Consider the following 17784-nt stretch of genomic DNA (forward strand, 5'->3'; position numbering starts at 1 on the left):
ATTCAATAATGCAGGGAAGGTAATGATTTACTCCCTGCATCTTATGTTACTGCTTATTTAGTTTCTGCCAGATAGTCATCTTTCCAGCGTACGTAGTTGCTCGCAGAATAAAGTAGGCCTTCTAATTCTGCCGGCGTTAAAGGGCGAACTTGTCTGGTTGGGCTCCCCATATAGAGGTAACCACTGACTAATCGTTTACCTGGGGAAACCAGACTCCCCGCGCCAATCATCACATCATCTTCGATAACTGCACCATCTAACAAAATAGACCCCATCCCCACCAGTACCCGATTGCCAATAGTACAACCGTGGAGCATCGCTTTATGGCCAACAGTAACGTCTTCACCAATAACTAGGGGGTTCCCTTCAGGATTATGCTCTGAATGATGGGTTACGTGTAACACACTACCATCTTGAATATTTGAACGAGCGCCAATGACGACCTGATTAACATCACCACGAATAGCAACCAACGGCCAGACACTGACATCATCACCCAAAATGACATTACCAATGATCACGCTCGATCCATCGATCATCACGCGTTTACCAAGAGTAGGTGAATAATGAAGATAAGGGCGGATAGGGTCGGACATAGCAATAGCCTCTCAATAAGATCACACTTTACCGGCAATACTAGCCTTTGCTGATGGAATTACAACCAATCGACCGTAGGGATCATAGGGAAAATGCAGCGGATCGACCAAGATCTGCACGTAAGGAGTGAAAAGTATTCAAACAGTAGAAAAAGGCGAAAAAAGAGTTGTGCAAAAAATTCGACTCCCTATAATGCGCATCCATCGAGACGGCACACAACGAATCAAGTAGTTAAGTGACCGGCAAAGAGAACAGAGAAACTCAACGAAATTAGTAGTTGACTCTGAATGAGGAAAGCGTAATATGCGCACCTCGCGTTACCAACCACCGGTTGCTAACGCACTGCTCTTTAACAATTTATCAGACAATCTGTGTGGGCACTCGCAAGACGATATCGAAGCCTGTTTCGACAGGCAGAAGAAATATCAAAGTCTTGAAGAGTGACCAAAGCAGTACACATTTGAACTTCGGTTCGAATGCTTATTTGCAGAAAGTAATCTTTGAGCATCGCTGCTTTTATTAGCAGCAAATCAAACAAATCTTAAATTGAAGAGTTTGATCATGGCTCAGATTGAACGCTGGCGGCAGGCCTAACACATGCAAGTCGAGCGGCAGCGGGAAGTAGTTTACTACTTTGCCGGCGAGCGGCGGACGGGTGAGTAATGTCTGGGAAACTGCCTGATGGAGGGGGATAACTACTGGAAACGGTAGCTAATACCGCATGACCTCGCAAGAGCAAAGTGGGGGACCTTCGGGCCTCACGCCATCGGATGTGCCCAGATGGGATTAGCTAGTAGGTGGGGTAATGGCTCACCTAGGCGACGATCCCTAGCTGGTCTGAGAGGATGACCAGCCACACTGGAACTGAGACACGGTCCAGACTCCTACGGGAGGCAGCAGTGGGGAATATTGCACAATGGGCGCAAGCCTGATGCAGCCATGCCGCGTGTGTGAAGAAGGCCTTCGGGTTGTAAAGCACTTTCAGCGAGGAGGAAGGCAATCGTGTTAATAGCACGGTTGATTGACGTTACTCGCAGAAGAAGCACCGGCTAACTCCGTGCCAGCAGCCGCGGTAATACGGAGGGTGCAAGCGTTAATCGGAATTACTGGGCGTAAAGCGCACGCAGGCGGTTTGTTAAGTCAGATGTGAAATCCCCGCGCTTAACGTGGGAACTGCATTTGAAACTGGCAAGCTAGAGTCTTGTAGAGGGGGGTAGAATTCCAGGTGTAGCGGTGAAATGCGTAGAGATCTGGAGGAATACCGGTGGCGAAGGCGGCCCCCTGGACAAAGACTGACGCTCAGGTGCGAAAGCGTGGGGAGCAAACAGGATTAGATACCCTGGTAGTCCACGCTGTAAACGATGTCGACTTGGAGGTTGTGCCCTTGAGGCGTGGCTTCCGGAGCTAACGCGTTAAGTCGACCGCCTGGGGAGTACGGCCGCAAGGTTAAAACTCAAATGAATTGACGGGGGCCCGCACAAGCGGTGGAGCATGTGGTTTAATTCGATGCAACGCGAAGAACCTTACCTACTCTTGACATCCACAGAACTTAGCAGAGATGCTTCGGTGCCTTCGGGAACTGTGAGACAGGTGCTGCATGGCTGTCGTCAGCTCGTGTTGTGAAATGTTGGGTTAAGTCCCGCAACGAGCGCAACCCTTATCCTTTGTTGCCAGCACGTAATGGTGGGAACTCAAGGGAGACTGCCGGTGATAAACCGGAGGAAGGTGGGGATGACGTCAAGTCATCATGGCCCTTACGAGTAGGGCTACACACGTGCTACAATGGCAGATACAAAGTGAAGCGAACTCGCGAGAGCAAGCGGACCACATAAAGTCTGTCGTAGTCCGGATTGGAGTCTGCAACTCGACTCCATGAAGTCGGAATCGCTAGTAATCGTAGATCAGAATGCTACGGTGAATACGTTCCCGGGCCTTGTACACACCGCCCGTCACACCATGGGAGTGGGTTGCAAAAGAAGTAGGTAGCTTAACCTTCGGGAGGGCGCTTACCACTTTGTGATTCATGACTGGGGTGAAGTCGTAACAAGGTAACCGTAGGGGAACCTGCGGTTGGATCACCTCCTTACCTAACGATACGCATTGCGCAGTGTCCACACAGATTGTCTGATGAATGTAAATGAGCAAGAGCACCTGTTGATGAGGGTGATGATTGTGCAATAAGACCTCGGTATCGAGTTTTTACTGCATCAGTCGTTCGAATGTGTCACCACATTCTCACCTTTACACAAAAATACTGAATCAGTGATTCAGTAGAAATTTTTGTGTCCCCATCGTCTAGAGGCCTAGGACACTGCCCTTTCACGGCTGTAACAGGGGTTCGAATCCCCTTGGGGACGCCACTCCGATAATGTGTGAAAGACATTATCAACTGAATATCTTAAAGATGACTTTAACGAGTCGTGTTTAAGATATTGCTCTTTAACAATCTGGAACAAGCTGAAAATTGAAACATTACAGCCGAAATTTATCTCTCCGTAGATGTACTGAGATAAAGAGTAACCTGTAATAGAGTCTCTCAAATAATCGCAATGCCAATGGGTAATCATTGTTGCAGTGTGAGCGAGAAGACACTCAGCAAGGCGTACAGCGCACAGCAACCGGAGTGAACTTAACGTTCATGAGGATTGCGCGCACTGCACAACATAGCCGAGTGTGTTCACAGCCACACCAATAACGAAAAACACCTTTGGGTTGTGAGGTTAAGCGACTAAGCGTACACGGTGGATGCCTAGGCAGTCAGAGGCGATGAAGGGCGTGCTAATCTGCGAAAAGCGTCGGTAAGCTGATATGAAGCGTTATAACCGACGATACCCGAATGGGGAAACCCAGTGCAATTCGTTGCACTATTGCATGGTGAATACATAGCCATGCAAGGCGAACCGGGGGAACTGAAACATCTAAGTACCCCGAGGAAAAGAAATCAACCGAGATTCCCCCAGTAGCGGCGAGCGAACGGGGAAGAGCCCAGAGTCTGAATCAGTTTGTGTGTTAGTGGAAGCGTCTGGAAAGTCGCACGGTACAGGGTGATAGTCCCGTACACCAAAACACACTTGCTGTGAACTCGATGAGTAGGGCGGGACACGTGACATCCTGTCTGAATATGGGGGGACCATCCTCCAAGGCTAAATACTCCTGACTGACCGATAGTGAACCAGTACCGTGAGGGAAAGGCGAAAAGAACCCCGGCGAGGGGAGTGAAATAGAACCTGAAACCGTGTACGTACAAGCAGTGGGAGCCTACTTTGTTGGGTGACTGCGTACCTTTTGTATAATGGGTCAGCGACTTATATTTTGTAGCAAGGTTAACCGAATAGGGGAGCCGTAGGGAAACCGAGTCTTAACTGGGCGTCTAGTTGCAAGGTATAGACCCGAAACCCGGTGATCTAGCCATGGGCAGGTTGAAGGTTGGGTAACACTAACTGGAGGACCGAACCGACTAATGTTGAAAAATTAGCGGATGACTTGTGGCTGGGGGTGAAAGGCCAATCAAACCGGGAGATAGCTGGTTCTCCCCGAAAGCTATTTAGGTAGCGCCTCGTGAACTCATCTTCGGGGGTAGAGCACTGTTTCGGCTAGGGGGTCATCCCGACTTACCAAACCGATGCAAACTCCGAATACCGAAGAATGTTATCACGGGAGACACACGGCGGGTGCTAACGTCCGTCGTGAAGAGGGAAACAACCCAGACCGCCAGCTAAGGTCCCAAAGTCATGGTTAAGTGGGAAACGATGTGGGAAGGCATAGACAGCCAGGATGTTGGCTTAGAAGCAGCCATCATTTAAAGAAAGCGTAATAGCTCACTGGTCGAGTCGGCCTGCGCGGAAGATGTAACGGGGCTAAACCATGCACCGAAGCTGCGGCAGCGACACTTAGGTGTTGTTGGGTAGGGGAGCGTTCTGTAAGCCGTTGAAGGTGACCTGTGAGGGTTGCTGGAGGTATCAGAAGTGCGAATGCTGACATAAGTAACGATAATGCGGGTGAAAAACCCGCACGCCGGAAGACCAAGGGTTCCTGTCCAACGTTAATCGGGGCAGGGTGAGTCGACCCCTAAGGCGAGGCTGAAAAGCGTAGTCGATGGGAAACAGGTTAATATTCCTGTACTTGGTGTTACTGCGAAGGGGGGACGGAGAAGGCTAGGCTAGCCGGGCGACGGTTGTCCCGGTTTAAGCATGTAGGCGGAGTGACTTGGTAAATCCGGTTGCTTATCAACGCTGAGGTGTGATGACGAGCCACTACGGTGGTGAAGTAGTTGATGCCAAGCTTCCAGGAAAAGCCTCTAAGCATCAGGTAACATTAAATCGTACCCCAAACCGACACAGGTGGTCAGGTAGAGAATACTCAGGCGCTTGAGAGAACTCGGGTGAAGGAACTAGGCAAAATGGTGCCGTAACTTCGGGAGAAGGCACGCTGGCATTAGGTAATGGGACTTGCTCCCGGCGCCGAAGCCAGTCGCAGATACCAGCTGGCTGCAACTGTTTAATAAAAACACAGCACTGTGCAAACACGAAAGTGGACGTATACGGTGTGACGCCTGCCCGGTGCTGGAAGGTTAATTGATGGGGTCAGCCGCAAGGCGAAGCTCTTGATCGAAGCCCCAGTAAACGGCGGCCGTAACTATAACGGTCCTAAGGTAGCGAAATTCCTTGTCGGGTAAGTTCCGACCTGCACGAATGGCGTAATGATGGCCAGGCTGTCTCCACCCGAGACTCAGTGAAATTGAACTCGCTGTGAAGATGCAGTGTACCCGCGGCAAGACGGAAAGACCCCGTGAACCTTTACTATAGCTTGACACTGAACATTGAGCCTTGATGTGTAGGATAGGTGGGAGGCATCGAAGTGTGGACGCCAGTCTGCATGGAGCCAACCTTGAAATACCACCCTTTAATGTTTGATGTTCTAACTCGGCCCCGTGATCCGGGGTGAGGACAGTGTCTGGTGGGTAGTTTGACTGGGGCGGTCTCCTCCCAAAGAGTAACGGAGGAGCACGAAGGTTAGCTAATCACGGTCGGACATCGTGAGGTTAGTGCAAAGGCATAAGCTAGCTTGACTGCGAGAGTGACGGCTCGAGCAGGTACGAAAGTAGGTCTTAGTGATCCGGTGGTTCTGAATGGAAGGGCCATCGCTCAACGGATAAAAGGTACTCCGGGGATAACAGGCTGATACCGCCCAAGAGTTCATATCGACGGCGGTGTTTGGCACCTCGATGTCGGCTCATCACATCCTGGGGCTGAAGTAGGTCCCAAGGGTATGGCTGTTCGCCATTTAAAGTGGTACGCGAGCTGGGTTTAGAACGTCGTGAGACAGTTCGGTCCCTATCTGCCGTGGGCGTTGGAAGATTGAGAGGGGCTGCTCCTAGTACGAGAGGACCGGAGTGGACGAATCACTGGTGTTCGGGTTGTCATGCCAATGGCATTGCCCGGTAGCTAAATTCGGAAGAGATAACCGCTGAAAGCATCTAAGCGGGAAACTTGCCTCGAGATGAGTCTTCCCTGGGGCTTTAAGCCCCCTGAAGGAACGTTAAAGACTATGACGTTGATAGGCTGGGTGTGTAAGTGCAGCGATGCATTGAGCTAACCAGTACTAATGATCCGTGAGGCTTAACCTTACAACACCAAAGGTGTTTTAGATTGAGAGATAGAAATTTTCAGCGAAGTTCCGAGATTGGGCTGGCTGGCTGTGTGGAGACATATAGCGGGTTTAGTTTAGACAGAATTTGCCTGGCGGCCATAGTGCGGTGGTCCCACCTGATCCCATGCCGAACTCAGAAGTGAAACGCCGTAGCGCCGATGGTAGTGTGGGGTCTCCCCATGCGAGAGTAGGACACTGCCAGGCATCAAATAAGCAAAAGAGGCTACCCTAACGGGTGGCCTTTTTTGTTTGTCTGTTGTGCAGGTTCGATTCGAGCATGATATGCAGTTTGAACATTGAATAACCTTTTCTTTTTGCTTTCTGTCATTTTTATAACCCCCGCCACAGAAAATAACCTTTTTTACCTTAAAATCATTCAATCAAAAATTGAAACGATGTTTTGATTGTGAGGTTTGAATGAATGCCGGTCTATTTGTCTGCTCGCTCGCCCTGTCAGCGATGCTTACTGCCGCAACAGCACAGGCCAGTCCTGTGACGTATCAAAAAGAAGCTATTACTGAAAATAATCTGCCAGTATTTTATCCTCAGCTAAAAAAACAGATGACTTATCAAAGTTCATGGCTGGCAGGGAGATACACTGACTTTGCACAGTGGAAGAGTGACACCAGAAAGATCTTCCGACAAGCATTGCTCACCCCTGACTCAACAATTGCATTTTCAGCAGAGAAAATAGATCAGCAGGACCGTGGCCGCTATATTGCTGAAAAAATAGCATTAAACATCACAGATGAAAGCCGTGTCCAGGGCTTGCTATTAACACCGAAAAGCAAAGGCCCTCATCCGGCGATTGTTCTTTTGCATGACCATGGGTCTAAATTTGATATTGGCAAAGAGAAAATGATCCGGCCTTGGGGCGATAGCGCGCAGCTTGCCTCAGCGCAGGCTTGGTCGGATAAATTCTTTAGCGGTAAATTCATCGGCGATGAGTTGGCAAAACGCGGTTATGTCGTGCTTTCTATTGATGCTATTGGCTGGGGTGATAGAGGCCCTATCAGCTATGAGCAACAGCAGGCTTTAGCCAGTAACTTCTTTAATCTTGGCCGTTCATTAGCGGGCACGATGGCTTATGAAGATATACGAACGGTTGATTTTCTGGCGACACTTCCATCAGTTGACCGCCAACGTATTGGTGCTCTTGGATTTTCTATGGGAGCGTATCGTGCCTGGCAGTTAGCTGCATTATCGGATAAGGTCGCGGCCACTGCGGCTATCTCTTGGTTTGGTAACTATCAAGGTTTGATGACCCCAGGTAATAATGTACTTCGTGGGCAATCCGCTTTTTACATGCTCCACCCTGGTATTGCCAATAAGTTGGATTTCCCTGATATTGCCAGCTTAGCAGCACCAAAACCGATGCTTCTTTTTAACGGCGGGAAAGATAAATTGTTCCCATCGGATGCGGTCGAGCAGGCTTACAGTAAAGTGCATGCAATCTGGCGGTCACAAAATGCGGAATCACGCTTGGTCACTCGTAGCTGGCCTGCGTTGGGGCACGTATTTTACCAAGAGCAACAAGATGTGGTTTTCCCTTGGTTAGACCGCTGGTTGAAGCCATAAAAAAAGGCCCCGAGGGGCCTTTTATCCGCCGAATACGATCAGTGAGAGCTACTTTGAGAGGCACCCAACCCCGTTTGTGAACGGACAAACTGTGCTTTGAAGCGCAGACGTTCTTGCTTACCTTCTTCTGAATTATCGGTGACGGAGAAGAACCATATCCCGACAAATGCCACTATCATTGAGAATAATGCTGGGTATTCATATGGATAAATTGGTTTTGCGTGCCCTAGAATGGTTACCCAGATAGTTGGGCCTAAAATCATCAGGAGCACCGCAGTCAGTAACCCCAACCAGCCACCAATCATTGCACCACGCGTGGTCAGTTTATCCCAATACATTGAAATGAAGATGATTGGGAAGTTACAACTGGCGGCAATGGAGAATGCCAAACCTACCATGAAAGCAATGTTTTGCTTCTCAAACAAAATCCCCAAGCCGATTGCCACAAACCCTAAAATAACGACTGTGATTTTAGAAACTCTCAGTTCATCGCGTTCATTTGCTTTACCCTTCTTGATGACACTGGCGTAAAGGTCATGAGAAACAGCAGATGCCCCCGCTAATGTCAGACCGGCAACCACCGCCAAAATAGTTGCGAAAGCAACTGCCGAGATAAAGCCTAAGAAGAAGCTACCCCCCACGGCATCAGCCAGATGCACTGCTGCCATATTATTACCGCCAAGCAGTGCCCCCGCCGCATCCTTAAAGGCTGGATTCGGGCCGACCAACAGGATTGCGCCAAAACCAATAATAAAGGTCAATATGTAGAAGTAACCGATAAAGCCAGTGGCATAGAACACGCTCTTGCGGGCTTCTTTGGCATCACTTACCGTAAAGAAACGCATTAGAATGTGTGGTAAGCCTGCGGTACCAAACATTAATGCCAAGCCGAGCGACAATGCTGATATTGGGTCAGAGACTAGCCCTCCAGGGCTCATGATCGCCAAGCCTTTAGGGTGAACTTTAATGGCCTCACTGAATAAGGTATTGAAGTTAAAGTTAACCGACTTCATAACCATAATGGCCATAAACGAAGCACCCGCCAGCAGTAACACCGCTTTGATAATCTGTACCCACGTTGTGGCTAACATGCCGCCAAACAAGACGTACAGTACCATCAGGATGCCCACCAACACGACAGCTACATGGTAGTTCAAGCCAAACAACAACTCTATCAGCTTACCGGCACCGACCATTTGAGCTATCAGATATAAAGCGACCACCACTAACGAACCACAGGCAGATAATGTTCTTATCGGCCTTTGTTTCAAGCGATAAGAAGCCACATCAGCAAAAGTATAGCGACCCAGATTACGCAGCCGCTCGGCAATTAAAAACAGAATGATTGGCCAGCCGATTAGAAAGCCGATGGAGTAAATCAAGCCATCATAGCCAGAGGTATAAACCAGCGCGGAAATACCCAGAAATGATGCCGCAGACATAAAGTCCCCAGCAATGGCCAAACCATTTTGGAAACCGGTTATGCGCCCGCCAGCGGTATAATAATCACCCCGGGAACGGGTGCGCTTTGATGCCCAGTAGGTAATATATAATGTCGCGCCAACAAACAGTACGAACATAATGATCGCTTGGATATTGAGCGGCTGGCGATGAACTTCGCCGGTAATTGCTTCTGCCTGTGACAGCGCAGGCAGAGTCAGTAAGGAAAGTACGGACCAATGGCGAGTCTTCATTGCTTCACCTCACGAAGAATTTCTGCCGTCAGACGGTCAAACTCGCCATTAGCACGAATAACGTAAATACCTGTAAGAACAAAAGAAATAACGATCAACCCCACACCAACGGGTATGCCGCGAGTAATGCTGGAGCCTGCATATAGCGGGGTACCGAGCCATTGTGGTTCGAAAGCAATAAGGAAAATGAAACCGACATACAGCGCTAGGGTAATGAGCGACAGTATCCAGGCAAAGCGGCCACGCTTTTGCACCAACTCTTTGAAACGCGGGTTATTTTCAATCTCTTGATAAATGCTGTCATTCATCAGAGTCTCTCCTTTGAGGCATTAATTAAGTTTGCCGCCGGTAGGCGGCACAATTTACGACGGTGTTTGCATTGATTGTTTTTCTTCCAGTAATTTGTCCACTACGCCCGGATCGGCCAGTGTTGAGGTATCCCCTAAGTTGCTGGTATCGCCAGCCGCAATTTTGCGCAGAATACGGCGCATGATCTTGCCTGAACGGGTTTTTGGCAGTGAATCAGTCCAGTGCAAAATATCTGGGGTCGCAATTGGGCCAATCTCTTTACGCACCCAATTACGCACCTCGGTATACAGCTCTGGTGTTGGTTCCTCACCGTGATTCAGCGTGATGTAGGCATAGATAGCTTGCCCTTTAATACTGTGTGGGACACCGACGACGGCAGCTTCGGCAATTTTCGGGTGTGAAACCAATGCGGATTCAATTTCAGCGGTCCCTAGGCGGTGACCTGAAACGTTAAGTACGTCATCGACGCGGCCGGTTATCCAGTAGTAGCCATCTTCGTCACGGCGAGCGCCATCACCACTGAAATACATGCCTTTAAAGGTTGAGAAGTAGGTCTGCTCAAAACGGTCATGATCGCCGAATAAGGTTCTGGCCTGACCCGGCCAAGAGTCGGTTATCACCAGATTGCCTTCGGCTGCACCTTCTTGCAGGTTACCTAAGTTGTCGACCAACGCTGGCTGTACCCCAAAGAAGGGGCGAGTAGCTGAACCGGCTTTTAACTCTGTGGCTCCTGGCAGTGGCGTTATCATGAAACCGCCCGTTTCAGTTTGCCACCAGGTATCAACAATCGGGCATTTACTGTTACCAATCTTGTTGTAATACCATTCCCATGCTTCCGGGTTAATAGGTTCACCAACTGAACCCATAATGCGTAGGGAGTCGCGTTTTGTCCCTTCGATGGCTTTGTCACCTTCGGCCATTAAGGCACGAATGGCGGTAGGAGCGGTATACAGAATATTAACCTGATGTTTATCGATAACCTGACCCAAGCGATTGACGCCTGGATAGTTAGGAACACCTTCAAACATCAGAGTAATAGCACCGCAAGCCAGTGGGCCATACAGCAAATAGCTGTGGCCGGTGACCCAACCAACGTCCGCGGTACACCAGTAGATATCGCCGGGGTGATAATCAAAAACGTATTTAAAGGTCAACGCGGCATAAACCAGATAACCGCCGGTGGTATGTAAAACCCCTTTTGGTTTGCCAGTAGAACCCGAGGTATAAAGGATGAACAGTGGGTCTTCGGCATTCATCTCTTCTGGCGGGCAGTCGGCGGAGGCTTCTTTTATCAGGTCATGCCACCACAAGTCTCTCCCGTCTTTCCAATAGCTGGCATTGCCAGTACGTTGGAAGACGACCACATTTTTGATACTGGTGATAGCTGGATTTTTTAGGGCTTCATCGACATTTTTTTTCAGTGGAATTGCGCGACCAGCACGAATGCCTTCATCGGCAGTAATCACCAGTTTTGAGTTAGAGTCGATAATTCGGCCAGCAACGGCATCAGGTGAGAATCCACCAAAAATAACAGAGTGCACGGCGCCAATACGCGCGCAGGCCAGCATAGCAACAGCGGCTTCTGGCACCATCGGCATATAGATTGCAACCACATCACCTTTCTTGATGCCCAGTTTTTTCAGCACATTAGCAAACTGGCATACATCGTGGTGAAGCTGTTTATAGGTGACGGTTTTTGATTGGTTAGGATCATCACCTTCCCAAATAATTGCGGTTTGATCGCCACGCTCTGCCAGGTGACGGTCAAGGCAGTTAGCTGCAAGATTCAGTGTGCCATCTTCGAACCAGCGGATGCTGATATGACCGGGGTCAAAGGAGGTGTTTTTAACCGTTTTATACGGTTTAATCCAATCAATAATCTTGCCATGTTCGCCCCAAAATTCATCTGGGTTCTGCACAGATTGTTGATAATATTGCCGATATTGTTCAGGGTTTATCAGGGCATGCTCTGCAATTGCAGTTGGAATAGGGTGTTTATGTATCTGGCTCATAATAGTTCTCCTTGAGATTGTTAATAATATGTCAATCAAAAGTTAATTATAGTGTGGAGGGCCGTTTTGTTTCTTTTTTGGGCGGCAGATCACGCATAAAAGATGTTGATTTAGAGACTTACTTAATGTGCTGCGTGGTGAATCGATATCTTAATGATAGGAGACGCGCCTTGTGATCATGCAATAAAGGAAAGGAAATGTGCAGATCAGCTCATTTCTAGCGTGAAATAAGAATATTGAAGGGGGAATGTCACTAAAAGTACTAACGTAGCGTGACTAATGCAATTTAATAGTAGTTGTTAACCAAAAAATTAAAAATTAATTTACAATCATCGGAAAGTTTATATTTTTATATTTTACTGTAATTAGAATTACATATATATATCAACTGAGAATATGAATATATAAATACAAAGCCCAATGGAATAAATATGCAATTTACTATTTTCTCTATTTGAATAAATTTCTCTTATTTCGCTGAAAAAAAATCGACTTTGGTTGCGAAACCTCCAGAATAAGCGGAGAATTAAAATGGCTGAATTTAACAAAATAAAAACAAAATAAGTGAAAAAATAAAACACAATGAGAGTTTATCATGTAATTTAATTTAGCTTGTTTTTTATACAGACAGTTGCGATGTTATTTGTCTCTGATGGATTTTATTATTTTAATAACAAATATTTACTGTGGTCTAAAGATTTTTGGGGCTGAAGTTATGCCTCAGCATCATGTGGGCTTAGTGTAAACAAGGCTTGCAGAAGAGTGTCCAGAAATGATACTGATTTATAACGTGGTCGGCTGGCGGGAGGCTGAACCATACGTTTTATCAACTATAGCCCCGTATTTAATGATTAAGTATTCTATTTGAAATGCTTGGTAACTTGCATTTTATAGGATGCTTTGAGGAATTTTTAGGGTATGAAAAGTGTAAAAATAGGTCTGGCCTGGCAAATACTCATTGCGCTGGTATTAGGTATTTTGGTTGGTGCGGTTCTGCATAATCAAATTGAATCCAGAGAGTGGTTAGTTAGTAATATTTTAAGTCCAGCAGGTGATATCTTCATCCGCTTAATTAAAATGATTGTTGTACCGATAGTTATTTCGACCTTGATCGTGGGTATTGCTGGTGTTGGTGATGCGAAGAAGCTTGGGCGAATTGGCCTGAAAACCATTATCTATTTCGAAGTTATCACTACCATCGCCATTATTGTTGGGATCACCTTGGCGAATGTGTTTCAACCGGGGCACGGCATTGATATGTCGGCATTGACGGTGGTCGATATCTCCCAGTATGAAAAGACCACTGAGCAAGTACAAAGTGGTAGCCACAGCCTGGTGAGCACTATCTTGTCGCTCATTCCTGCCAACGTCTTCGCTTCCATGGCGAAAGGCGATATGTTGCCAATTATCTTCTTCTCAGTGTTGTTTGGTTTAGGGCTGTCTTCATTGCCAAAAGAAACCAAAGAGCCACTGTTGAATGTGTTTAAAGCAATTTCTGAAAGCATGTTCAAAGTCACTCATATGATTATGCGCTATGCGCCTATCGGGGTGTTTGGTTTGATCTCGGTGACGGTTGCCAATTTTGGTTTTGCCTCGCTTATTCCATTGGCCAAGCTGGTTATTTTGGTTTACGCCGCGATTCTATTTTTTGCACTGGTCGTGCTGGGCACCGTTGCCAGATTATGTAAATTACGTATCTGGACATTGATTCGAATTTTGAAAGATGAGCTGATTTTAGCTTACTCTACCGCCAGTTCAGAAACTGTATTGCCACGAATCATCGAGAAAATGGAAGCCTATGGCGCGCCAAAATCGATTACCAGCTTTGTGGTTCCGACGGGCTATTCCTTCAACTTAGATGGTTCTACCCTTTATCAGAGTATTGCCGCCATATTTATTGCCCAGTTATATGGTATCGAGCTGTCCATTGGGCAAGAGATCATTCTAGTCCTAACCTTAATGGTGACTTCTAAAGGGATTGCTGGTGTTCCGGGAGTTTCGTTTGTTGTCTTGTTAGCAACGCTAGGCAGTGTAGGTATTCCACTGGAAGGTTTGGCCTTTATCGCTGGTGTGGACCGTATTCTGGATATGGCACGTACCGCACTGAACGTGGTGGGGAATGCGTTAGCGGTGCTGGTTATTGCCAAGTGGGAACATCAGTTTGACCATAAAAAAGCCAAGGCATACGAGAAGGCGTTATTTGCACCAAAACAGACGCCGGTTAACCAAAGCTAATACTCTTTACCCTTGATGTTCCGGTGATGTTAGTCGCTCGTATTGGCCCGAATCATTTACTCATATAAGATCATTCGGGCTGATTTATTCGCTGCTTGGAGTTGGGCATTGATATTTGTAGGCCCCCTATCGATGAGCGACAGATAGGGGGTTTTTATTTGTGTCTATCATCAATAAAACACCAGTGACATTATTCATTTAGTCCTAAGCGGTATGACCAATGGATAAGCTCAGCGACTTTGTGCACATCCAGTTTTTTCATCATATTAAGGCGGTGGGTTTCTACGGTTTTTTGGCTGATAGAAAGGTGAACCGCGATAATACGATTACAAGCACCCTCGGTAATCAGTTTTAGGATCTGTCGTTCTCGTGGTGTTAGTACTGGTTGGCTGGCATCGCTACCTTGTGCCAGTTTATTAACCAGAGAACTATTGAGTGCGGGATCAATATAGCGTTTACCCACCGCCACCGTTTGAATGGCGGCCAGCAGAATTTGCTGTGGGCTTTTTTTCAGAACATAACCTAGCGCGCCACTGCTTAACGTTTTGCTGGCGTGATGTTCCTCATGACGGGCTGTTAATGCCAGAATCCTCATCGTCGGCCAGCGGCGAAGCAGTTGAATAATGACATCAAGGCCATCCATGCCAGGCAATCCGAGATCTATAATCGCAATGTCTGGTTCTGTCTGGCGGCATAAATTGTATACATCCAGCCCATTATCAGCTTGGCCAACAATTTGATAACGTGGATAAGCTGCCAACATATTTTTAATACCATTAATGATTAGTTCATGATCGTCGACAATCAGTAATTTCGTATTCATAAAGTTATTCCCTTTACCTGATGATTGAAATGGTGTCGCGGGGCTCCCGCGGTTGAAACAGAAAATGGATTATCTCGTCGAGGTGATCGATATCTTGCTGTGTAATGAGTTCATGATTTTCGACTGCTATTTCCAGCTGAATCACAGCGTCTTGTAACTCAATAAGGCCCGCTTGCCCGGCACAGCCTTTTAAGGTGTGAAGCTGGTGCGATAACGTGGGGGTATGGGTGAGAGACTCTCTCACTTGCTGCACTAATAGTTGCAATGATTGTAATAGTTTAAGGCGCAATGAGCTGTCAGCCAGATTCAATAGTGGCCTCGGTGTTGATAACTGGGGAGAGAGAGTGACCCCGCGTTCGAGCTGGAATTGTGCGGTCAGATCCAGTACTTCTGCCAGTTGGCTGAAAGTTACTGGTTTAGAGAGATAATGATTCATCCCCGCCTGACTGGCCCTTATCTTTTCCTCAGGATTGGTATTGGCACTTAATGCCGTAATCATGCAGCGATTATCCTGGTTGGTCGCATCATCACGCCAATAGCGGGTTGTTGCCAGCCCATCCATACCTGGCATACGAATATCCATCAGCACCAGATCAAAACGCTGCGTTTGGCCGAGGCGTAGTGCGATTTCGCCACTCTCTGCCAGAGTCACTTGATGCCCCAATTGGCGCAGCATCATGCCGGTGATATCTCGATTGGTTTCAGCATCATCGACTAACAATATGGTCATATGCCAAGGTTGTAGTGGGAGAGCATGTGGTATCTCTTGCTGAGATGAGGCGGGCTGCTTCTCTCCGTTAAGATGCTTTTTAACGTTGCTATATAAGCGACCGGGTAGGTAGCACAGCTCTTTATCGTTAAAGGGGGTCTGCGGCAGGTGTACTGATTGATTACCTTCTGGCGGGCAGGTTATCCCCCACGAAGATAATTGAGCATGTAATGGCTGTGGTGCACATATTTCACCTTTAAACGGTTTGAGCACTATTATCCCACAAAATGGCAGACTTAATGAGAAGCGACTACCGTGGTCTGGTAGGCTAAAAAGTGTAATATTCCCCCCCATCATTCTTGCCAGATTATCTGCAATAGTTAGTCCCAACCCCGTTCCCTGCCCGTGCTCATGGGTCTGGACAAAAGGGTGGAATATCTCTTGTTGAAGCTGCAAATCAATACCACAGCCGGTATCTTCAACAGTGAAGCAGAGCTGCTGGCCCTTACGGACTACATTGAGCCTAATATGGCCACATTGCGTGAATTTAACGGCATTGCCCAATAAGTTAACCAGAATCTGCTTTAAGCGTTGTTTGTCCAACTCCAGTTCCAGCGGCACATCCGAACTGACGTAAGTAGAGAGGGTGATGGCTTTACTCAAGGCCTGGCTATGAATAGTTAACATGGCCTGATCCAATAAGGGCAATAAGGCGGTTTTCTCTTGAGACAAGGCCATTTGCCCCGACTCAATACGTGAAAAATCCAACAGGTTGTTAACTATCATCAGTAAAGAATGTGAGCACTGGCGAGCGGTCTCGGCCAACCGATATTGCTCGCAGGTCAGTGGGGTATTTTGTAATAACTCAACCGCACCTAGCGTGCCATTTAAAGGGGTACGAATTTCATGACTGATAGTGGTTAGATGGACACTCTTACGGCGATTAGCCTGTTCGGCCAGCTGTTTTGATTTTGCCAGTGCCAGCGTGCGTTCCTTTACTTTCATTTCAAGGGTGTCGTACTGCTCATTCAAGGTGTCTAGCAAGTTGTTATAAGCACGAGCAATCTGCCCTAACTCATCCATGCGTTTCACTGGTAAACGCGGCTCCATCGCTTGTGGGCCGGTGGCACCAATAATATTGATGAAGTTCCATAGGGGAATAGCGAGGTAATATCGCAGTAATAAAGAGAGCACTAACGTGAGCAGCAGCAAAATAGCCAGTGCAAAGGGGAGTTGATGTAATGCGGGTTTGGCCGCTTCCCAGGCAAAACCGACGCGGGGATAAATAACTAACTGTTGCCAACCGGGGCCTTTTAACTGGGTTCTTAATACCAAATAATCAGGTGTTTGTTGCCAACCATCATGTAAATTTCGGTCTTTTAGCTGGCGAAGAATCTCATGTAACTGATGCGAAGGTATATTTTGCTGAGATATCGGTAACAACTCGCCACTCTTATCCAACCATAAATTAATATCTCTCTGTTCAACTGGCTGATTATCCGTCACCAACTCATTCAGTTTTAATGAGAATCCAGCTAATGAACCGGCGTGGTCACATGCGGCAACAGAAACATGCCAGCCTCGTTGTGGGCTATAAGTCGGCATCCCCCAAAAAATATTGTCATGGGTAGGAAATATTGGCAGTAAAAGTAATTCTTTACGTCGCTGGTTCAAATAGTTATTTGATACCGCCTGTGGTCTGAATATGGTAATACCTTCTTTGTTTTTAATCGTGAAACTGTCGAGATAATAAGTTTGACCAGAAGTTCCATATGCCTGAGCGATGCGAAGGTCATGTCTGGATTGGATGGCATTACACATTCCTGAACTAAAAGGAATATTGTCGCTCGGATCATCATCTGTATGTCTAATAGGCAATCGCCAGGTGGCTTGGTAACTTGTCTGGCGACTTATCAATGCGGTTGCGTCCCGTTCTGCGCCTTCAAATTGGTAATTACTTAAATCTGCGCGTAATGATGCCATGTGGGTTAATTCATTCACCAAACGTTGGCGTGTATCCTCATATGAGAAGAATGCCATGGCCGCAATTGAAATAAGCCATATGGCCATTAAGGTCATGCCCAGTAATAGTGTCAATCGAGTGACGAGTGATGATGAATTTTCCATAAAGTCACCTGACTGTTTTTTTTAGTACGCCACAGCCAAAATTTGATATCA

Annotated in this window: 9 protein-coding genes, 1 tRNA gene and 3 rRNA genes; 7 read left to right on the forward strand and 6 right to left on the reverse strand. The window is 47.2% G+C overall.

Going from position 1 to position 17784, the window contains the following annotated elements; genetic code table 11:
• Positions 1-53: 53 nt before the first annotated feature.
• Positions 54-596: a gamma carbonic anhydrase family protein gene (locus tag Q2T72_RS01685; protein ID WP_372568530.1), complete on the reverse strand. Its 543-nt coding sequence runs from the start codon at positions 594-596 to the stop codon at positions 54-56.
• 304 nt (positions 597-900) lie between these two features.
• Here Q2T72_RS01685 and Q2T72_RS01690 point away from each other — a divergent pair, with 304 nt between their 5' ends.
• From Q2T72_RS01690 to Q2T72_RS01715, 6 genes are all read left to right on the forward strand, one after another.
• Positions 901-1041 carry a hypothetical protein gene (locus Q2T72_RS01690; protein WP_193784765.1) on the forward strand — a complete coding sequence of 47 codons (141 nt, stop codon included), beginning with the start codon at positions 901-903 and terminating at the stop codon, positions 1039-1041.
• Between the two features lie 99 nt (positions 1042-1140).
• A 16S ribosomal RNA gene (locus Q2T72_RS01695) occupies positions 1141-2683 on the forward strand.
• Positions 2684-2881: 198 nt separating this feature from the next.
• A tRNA-Glu gene (locus Q2T72_RS01700) sits at positions 2882-2957 on the forward strand.
• Between the two features lie 358 nt (positions 2958-3315).
• Positions 3316-6223 (forward strand): 23S ribosomal RNA (locus Q2T72_RS01705).
• A gap of 111 nt (positions 6224-6334) precedes the next feature.
• Positions 6335-6450: ribosomal RNA gene (rrf, locus tag Q2T72_RS01710) — 5S ribosomal RNA — on the forward strand.
• Together the 16S, 23S and 5S rRNA genes with 1 tRNA gene alongside form the textbook arrangement of a ribosomal RNA operon.
• A 213-nt stretch (positions 6451-6663) precedes the next feature.
• Positions 6664-7824: a dienelactone hydrolase family protein gene (locus Q2T72_RS01715; protein ID WP_372568531.1), complete on the forward strand. Its 1161-nt coding sequence runs from the start codon at positions 6664-6666 to the stop codon at positions 7822-7824.
• Between the two features lie 38 nt (positions 7825-7862).
• Here the strand turns inward: Q2T72_RS01715 and actP are convergent, their stop codons facing one another.
• From actP to acs, 3 genes are read right to left on the reverse strand one after another with little or no spacing between them, the layout of a single operon-like run.
• Entirely contained in the window at positions 7863-9518 is a 1656-nt protein-coding gene (gene actP / locus Q2T72_RS01720) for a cation/acetate symporter ActP (protein ID WP_083161141.1), read from the reverse strand.
• On the reverse strand, positions 9515-9826 hold the full coding sequence (locus Q2T72_RS01725) for a DUF485 domain-containing protein (RefSeq protein WP_083161139.1): 312 nt from the start codon (positions 9824-9826) through the stop codon (positions 9515-9517). Before Q2T72_RS01725 ends, actP begins: the two co-directional genes overlap by 4 nt.
• Before the next feature lie 54 nt (positions 9827-9880).
• On the reverse strand, positions 9881-11839 hold the full coding sequence (gene acs / locus Q2T72_RS01730) for an acetate--CoA ligase (protein WP_372568532.1): 1959 nt from the start codon (positions 11837-11839) through the stop codon (positions 9881-9883).
• A gap of 918 nt (positions 11840-12757) precedes the next feature.
• Between acs and gltP the strand changes: the two genes are divergently transcribed.
• Positions 12758-14074: a glutamate/aspartate:proton symporter GltP gene (gltP, locus tag Q2T72_RS01735; protein ID WP_083161135.1), complete on the forward strand. Its 1317-nt coding sequence runs from the start codon at positions 12758-12760 to the stop codon at positions 14072-14074.
• A gap of 190 nt (positions 14075-14264) precedes the next feature.
• Here gltP and Q2T72_RS01740 read toward each other — a convergent pair whose 3' ends face one another.
• Together Q2T72_RS01740 and Q2T72_RS01745 are read right to left on the reverse strand one after the other, a co-directional pair.
• Positions 14265-14897 (reverse strand): two component system response regulator, encoded by a 633-nt coding sequence (locus tag Q2T72_RS01740; protein ID WP_083161133.1) that lies wholly within the window; start codon positions 14895-14897, stop codon positions 14265-14267.
• Positions 14898-14910: 13 nt separating this feature from the next.
• Complete coding sequence (locus Q2T72_RS01745) at positions 14911-17733, reverse strand: two component system sensor kinase (protein ID WP_102970491.1); 2823 nt, start codon at positions 17731-17733, stop codon at positions 14911-14913.
• Positions 17734-17784: the final 51 nt, after the last annotated feature.

This window comes from Yersinia sp. 2466 StPb PI (assembly GCF_041538325.1).
GTDB lineage: Bacteria > Pseudomonadota > Gammaproteobacteria > Enterobacterales > Enterobacteriaceae > Yersinia > Yersinia enterocolitica_E.